Here is a 4,634-nt window from a genome sequence, read left to right on the forward strand (position 1 = left end):
AAGGAGCCACTAATCGTTTCGCGCAATCGTGAGACGTCGCGGCGCTCTCCCCCCAGGGCCACGGCACGGCGGACCGGGCGGTACCCGACAGCTAGTCCGGTCCGCCGCTCTACGCGCTCGCAGCGAGGCGCCGGGGCCGCCCGCGGTGCTGCACGACGGCGCGCGTGCCGGCGATCGGGCCGGCCGGGAAGGCGGCGATGCTCGGACGCTTTGAGGTGCGCTCGCGGGCCGGCTCGGCACCGGTCATGTCGCGGTAGAGGCGGCGGAGGCCGACGCGCAGCTCGCCCAGGTCCCCGAGGAACGTCTCGACGTTGTTGCGGTGGCCCGGGACCCGGAGCCGATCCGCCAGGCGGAACAGGTCGTGGACCTGCTCGGCTTGCTCGCGCTGCGTCATCGGGGACCGATCATGGCAGAAAAGCCCGTCCGCGTCTGCGGCTGCAACGCCTAAGCTGTTGAACGGGTTCGCGGATGGCTGAAAAGGGTGCGGGCATCCTTGTGAAGCCGCCCGCCAGCTGCCCCAGCTTCTTTATCCTGGTCTGGGACCTAACCGCCCAATGGCTCCAGCATCGCCGATCGCAGCGGGTAGGTAGAGGCCGCCCCGCCGGTCCCAGACAGCAAAACGCCCGCGAACCTCTCGGCAGCGGGCGTGCGTCTCGCGACGCTCGTCAAATGCCGGGTTTTGCCCGACGGGTCAAGGGCGCAGCGGTGACCAAGTCGGGACTGTAGCACAGCAGAAATCAACTGCACCACGGGGCAATGTCGAACCGATAAGCTAGGCATTTAGATAAGATTTCATGTTCTCATGAGGCGCGATTTCGTACTCTCATTTGCAATGGGTGGGCACAGCTGTTCGGCGCTGCTACTCAGGATTGAGGAGCATGTCCACGGCTGGATTACGCTCCGGGTTGTCAGCTGTGGACTGGAGGCGTCGTGCCCCTCGGCAAACCTCTGCTCGACGCTCTGGATAGTATGGGTTACGGCGGGCTTGTGCTCGATGCTGCAGGGCAGGTGATCCGGATCAATACGGCCGCGGCTGGAATCCTCAAAGCACAGATCAACGCAACCCGTACGGATGATGAACTCGCTTGGAGCCGCAAAGCTCTTGATCAATTGCTGCGGGCACAGAACAACGCCCTTGAATTGGACGAGGATGGCTGGTTTGCGGTTCCACAGGACAGCGCTCGAACAAGCCGGCCTCTGATCGTTCGTGCGGTTCCGGTCAGCAACGAGGCAGCCTCTGGCCCGCACAGGGTTGTGATGCTCATCGACCTGGACGTGATGCCCCGTCCCTCTGCGGAGGTGTTGAAGCGGATCTTCAATCTCACCCCATCTGAGGCACGGCTGGCCATCGAGATGGCTTGCGGCAAGAGCCCAGAAGAGGCTGCAGAAATGAACCAAGTGTCAGTGAGTACGGTGCGCAAGCAACTCGCCACTGTGTTCTCGAAGACGAACACGCATCGACAGGCCGAACTCGTAGCGCTGCTCACCCGTCTGGCAATTCTGCCCTGAGTAGGCTGAGATTAAGGCATCAGACCGGCAGCGGGGGCAACGCCATCCAGTACATGGGTGTCTGCAGCAGATCACCACTGGGCTGCTGCCATCGTCCAACTTCGCCGTAGCAGATTGCGACCTGCAGCACGTCCCAGGCAGCGTGAAATACGAGCACGGCCGTACCGTCTCGGGGTGCCGTCTGGATCGGCTGCCACTCGTAGCAAGATGGCATCGCTTATCCCGCCGTGGCGTGCGCCGGGCCCTGTGCAACTTTCTCAGGAACGCACAGAGTGAAATCACTCGCGATTGTCAGGCTTGGCAACCCTTAAACGATGTACGCGCGACACATTCGCGGTTGTTATAGACAGCAAACACCGCCGTAGCTGAGGCCGATCTGGATTGTGAAACAGTTCGTACGCAAGTGAACAATGCGCCGCGATCGCTAAAAATTTAACCTTTTTTCCGCGGCGTACATAATTTGAGGAATGCGGCACGCATCCTTCGAGTGCTAAGCCAAATCGACTGAATATTTTTCGCCCTGCAGTGTGCAAGGCGCGCGATACTCAGCAACGCAGATGCGGCCACGTTCTTCGTGGCGGAAGAAAATAACTTCTCATAGCCCTCTCCAGAGCCACGAGCGGCTGGAGACCACACACCGGTGCCGAGCGCGGTCCGAGGTCGCTGACGAACCATGGCCAAACGGGCTCGGCGCCTTCATTTCGCAACGCCCAAAAAGCTAAACTTTTGAGCGAGCGGCCGGGAGGAAAAAATGACCCACATCAAGCCAACGGACCCAAAAGCATCTTCCCTTAAACCGGTCAATGGAACAGATTCCAATGATATTTTAGATTATTCAACATATACAGATAGTAATGTCACAAGCATAAATTCAGATGGTCTATTGATTCACGGCCTTCGCGGAGATGACAAAGTTCAAGGAACTATCGGACGAGACCTGTTGTACGGCGACGATGGAAATGACACGATTATAGGCGGATATGGAGATGATTATGTTGAAGGAGGAGCAGGGGTCGACCTGATTATGGACGGTTCTCCGCCCAACTCACCCCTACACACTGGCAGCGATTACGTTCTAGCGGGTGATGGCAATGATAACATCTCCTACATTAACAACCTGGACGGCTCAACGCTGTTCGGGGGTGATGGAAACGATACGATTGGGGGCGGCATCGGCAACGATATAATCTATGGCGATAGAGATAATGATTACATCAGAGGCGGCAAAGGTAACGACACGATTTATGGCGGCGACGGTGACGACGCAATCAAAGGAAGCACGGGAGAGGGCTCCGATACCGTCTATGGTGGCGCGGGCAACGACACTCTTTTCTACAAAACAGACGCTTCCAGCGTGAAGCTCTATGGCGGCGATGGAAACGATACTATAACCGGCGGTTATGGCAATGACAGGCTTACCGGCGATGCTGGGGCCGATACCTTTGAATTCTGGTTGCTTTCCGGAAGAGATGTGATCACTGATTTCTCCGGCTTAGCTGGGGACCGTCTGAACCTCGAGGGACAAAAGTACAAATTGTCCAGCGCTGCTGATGGCGATGTAGTTCTGAAGCTGTCCGGTGGAGGAAGTGTTGAACTCGACGGGGTCAAGGTGAGCGACTTTGACTCACACTGGTTGATCTAACAAAGCTCTGCGGCGGCGGGATCACTCTCGCCGCCCAGCTGTGTGAGCGGACATCTCTGCCTTCGCAGGTTTGTCTGAATAAAACCCAGTGAACCGTGCCGCGCATGTCATTCGGCAGATGCGGAGCGCTCTTCGCAAATTGCTCGTCCGTCAGCCAAGACTGATCCACTAGCCGCTTCAATTGGGCGCACCAGAGTTATGGGTCCGGGGTCTAGGATGACACCGAGGCAGGGCAGAAGAGCGAGGAGCATCAGGCTTCGACCTCCTTCAACCGGATAATTCGCTCCGGAAGCTGGTCGGCCGCCGCGAGGTACTGATCTCGCGGCAGGGGCACGTGCCGACCCGTAGCCGTATGCTGCTCCTCGGTCAGCGACTCCAACAGCCACCGGAACCGCTTCGCCACGTCGGTCGCTGCACGCTCGCCGCCGCGACCGCGGTCCGAGGCGTAGGTCGCGAAGGTCTTCCCCTCGGCGAGGATGGCCCGGAGGAAGCGAACGCCCACCGCGCCGATCGCGTCCTCGAGGCGCCGGGTGAACTTCCGGACCTTCTCGGCATCCTCGATCGCGAAGATGATCTGGAGCTCGTGCGCGATGGTCTGGTCGCGCGAGCCGCCCTGGCCCCAGCCGCCCGATCCAAGCCGCGCCCCGGAGCCGCGCTCGAAGACGGCCTGGATCATGCGGCCCACCAGGAACTGCGCCTCGTCGATGCGGCCCGCCGCACGCTCCTGCGCCAGGATGTCGACGCGTCGGTTCAGGGTGGCGGTGAGGAAGCTGCCCGGCTCGTAGGGATCGGGAACGGAGCGCGTGGCGGTGTCGATCGCGACGTCGCGGGCGAGCCGCGGTGCGAGGCGCGCGCGCCGCTCGGCCGAAGAGATCCGCGTCTTCTTGCTGCGGGTGGTAGACGAAGATTTGGTGGCCGACGCGGTCACGGTGGTGCCCCTTGAGAGATGTCCCGCTTTGACACGCGCGGGCAAGGCGCTCCGGCTCCGTCGCCGTCGCTGACACTGTCAAGCAGGTTTGCGCGGCATGCGACCTAGTGGTCGAGCTCTCGTCGTCGGCAACGCCTGCCAACGACCCTGAGGAGCCATTCGATCTGATATCTGATTCAGGCCGCTGAGGGAGCTATAGCGGACCTTTAAGGCAAACGTGCCAACGACGGCAGGTGGGCTTGGCTTTTCCAATGGGTTCCGAGACGTCAAGGAACGAGGCGTTCCAGAAGGCTGGACCATTCATTTGAAACGGGTTGGCTGGCCGCCTGGAACGTTCCGTTAGAGCAAGCCCTATTGGAACGCGATACAGGAGGCGGAGGTGGCTCACCCTGCTGTCCGCGTAGGCGCGTGAGCATCGTCTTCAACATGTAGCCCCTTGCGTGCGCTTGAGCTGAGCAAGCTGCTCAGCAGCCCATCTGTTGTACGCACGACACGTACGCCCTGTTGTACAACCGATCGGAGTAGACGGAGGGGGACAGTGGGCAGCGAACTGGG

General features: G+C 60.3%; 4 protein-coding genes. 2 read left to right on the plus strand and 2 right to left on the minus strand.

Features of this window, described 5'->3' with window-relative positions; translation table 11 throughout:
* Nucleotides 1-109: 109 nt before the first annotated feature.
* On the minus strand, nucleotides 110-394 hold the full coding sequence (locus MOX02_RS29375; RefSeq protein WP_147029311.1) for a hypothetical protein: 285 nt from the start codon (nucleotides 392-394) through the stop codon (nucleotides 110-112).
* Between the two features lie 536 nt (nucleotides 395-930).
* Here MOX02_RS29375 and MOX02_RS29380 point away from each other — a divergent pair.
* A complete protein-coding gene (locus tag MOX02_RS29380) occupies nucleotides 931-1,509 on the plus strand; it encodes a helix-turn-helix transcriptional regulator (protein ID WP_147029312.1) in 579 nt (192 codons plus the stop codon).
* Nucleotides 1,510-2,260: 751 nt separating this feature from the next.
* The gene (locus MOX02_RS29390) at nucleotides 2,261-3,151 is read left to right on the plus strand and encodes a calcium-binding protein (RefSeq protein ID WP_147029314.1); all 891 of its coding nucleotides are present in this window, start codon (nucleotides 2,261-2,263) and stop codon (nucleotides 3,149-3,151) included.
* Between the two features lie 250 nt (nucleotides 3,152-3,401).
* Here MOX02_RS29390 and MOX02_RS31800 read toward each other — a convergent pair whose 3' ends face one another.
* Nucleotides 3,402-4,079 carry a hypothetical protein gene (locus MOX02_RS31800; RefSeq protein ID WP_174804986.1) on the minus strand — a complete coding sequence of 226 codons (678 nt, stop codon included), beginning with the start codon at nucleotides 4,077-4,079 and terminating at the stop codon, nucleotides 3,402-3,404.
* Nucleotides 4,080-4,634: the final 555 nt, after the last annotated feature.

Origin of the sequence: Methylobacterium oxalidis (genome assembly GCF_007992195.1) — a bacterium.
Classification (GTDB): Bacteria; Pseudomonadota; Alphaproteobacteria; order Rhizobiales; family Beijerinckiaceae; genus Methylobacterium; species Methylobacterium oxalidis.

What these genes read in the sequence shown, in the direction of transcription:
- MOX02_RS29375 (WP_147029311.1), bottom strand. Translation starts at nt 394, where the DNA reads ATGACGCAGCGCGAGCAAGCCGAGCAGGTCCACGACCTGTTCCGCCTG.
- MOX02_RS29390 (WP_147029314.1), top strand. Translation starts at nt 2,261, where the DNA reads ATGACCCACATCAAGCCAACGGACCCAAAAGCATCTTCCCTTAAACCG.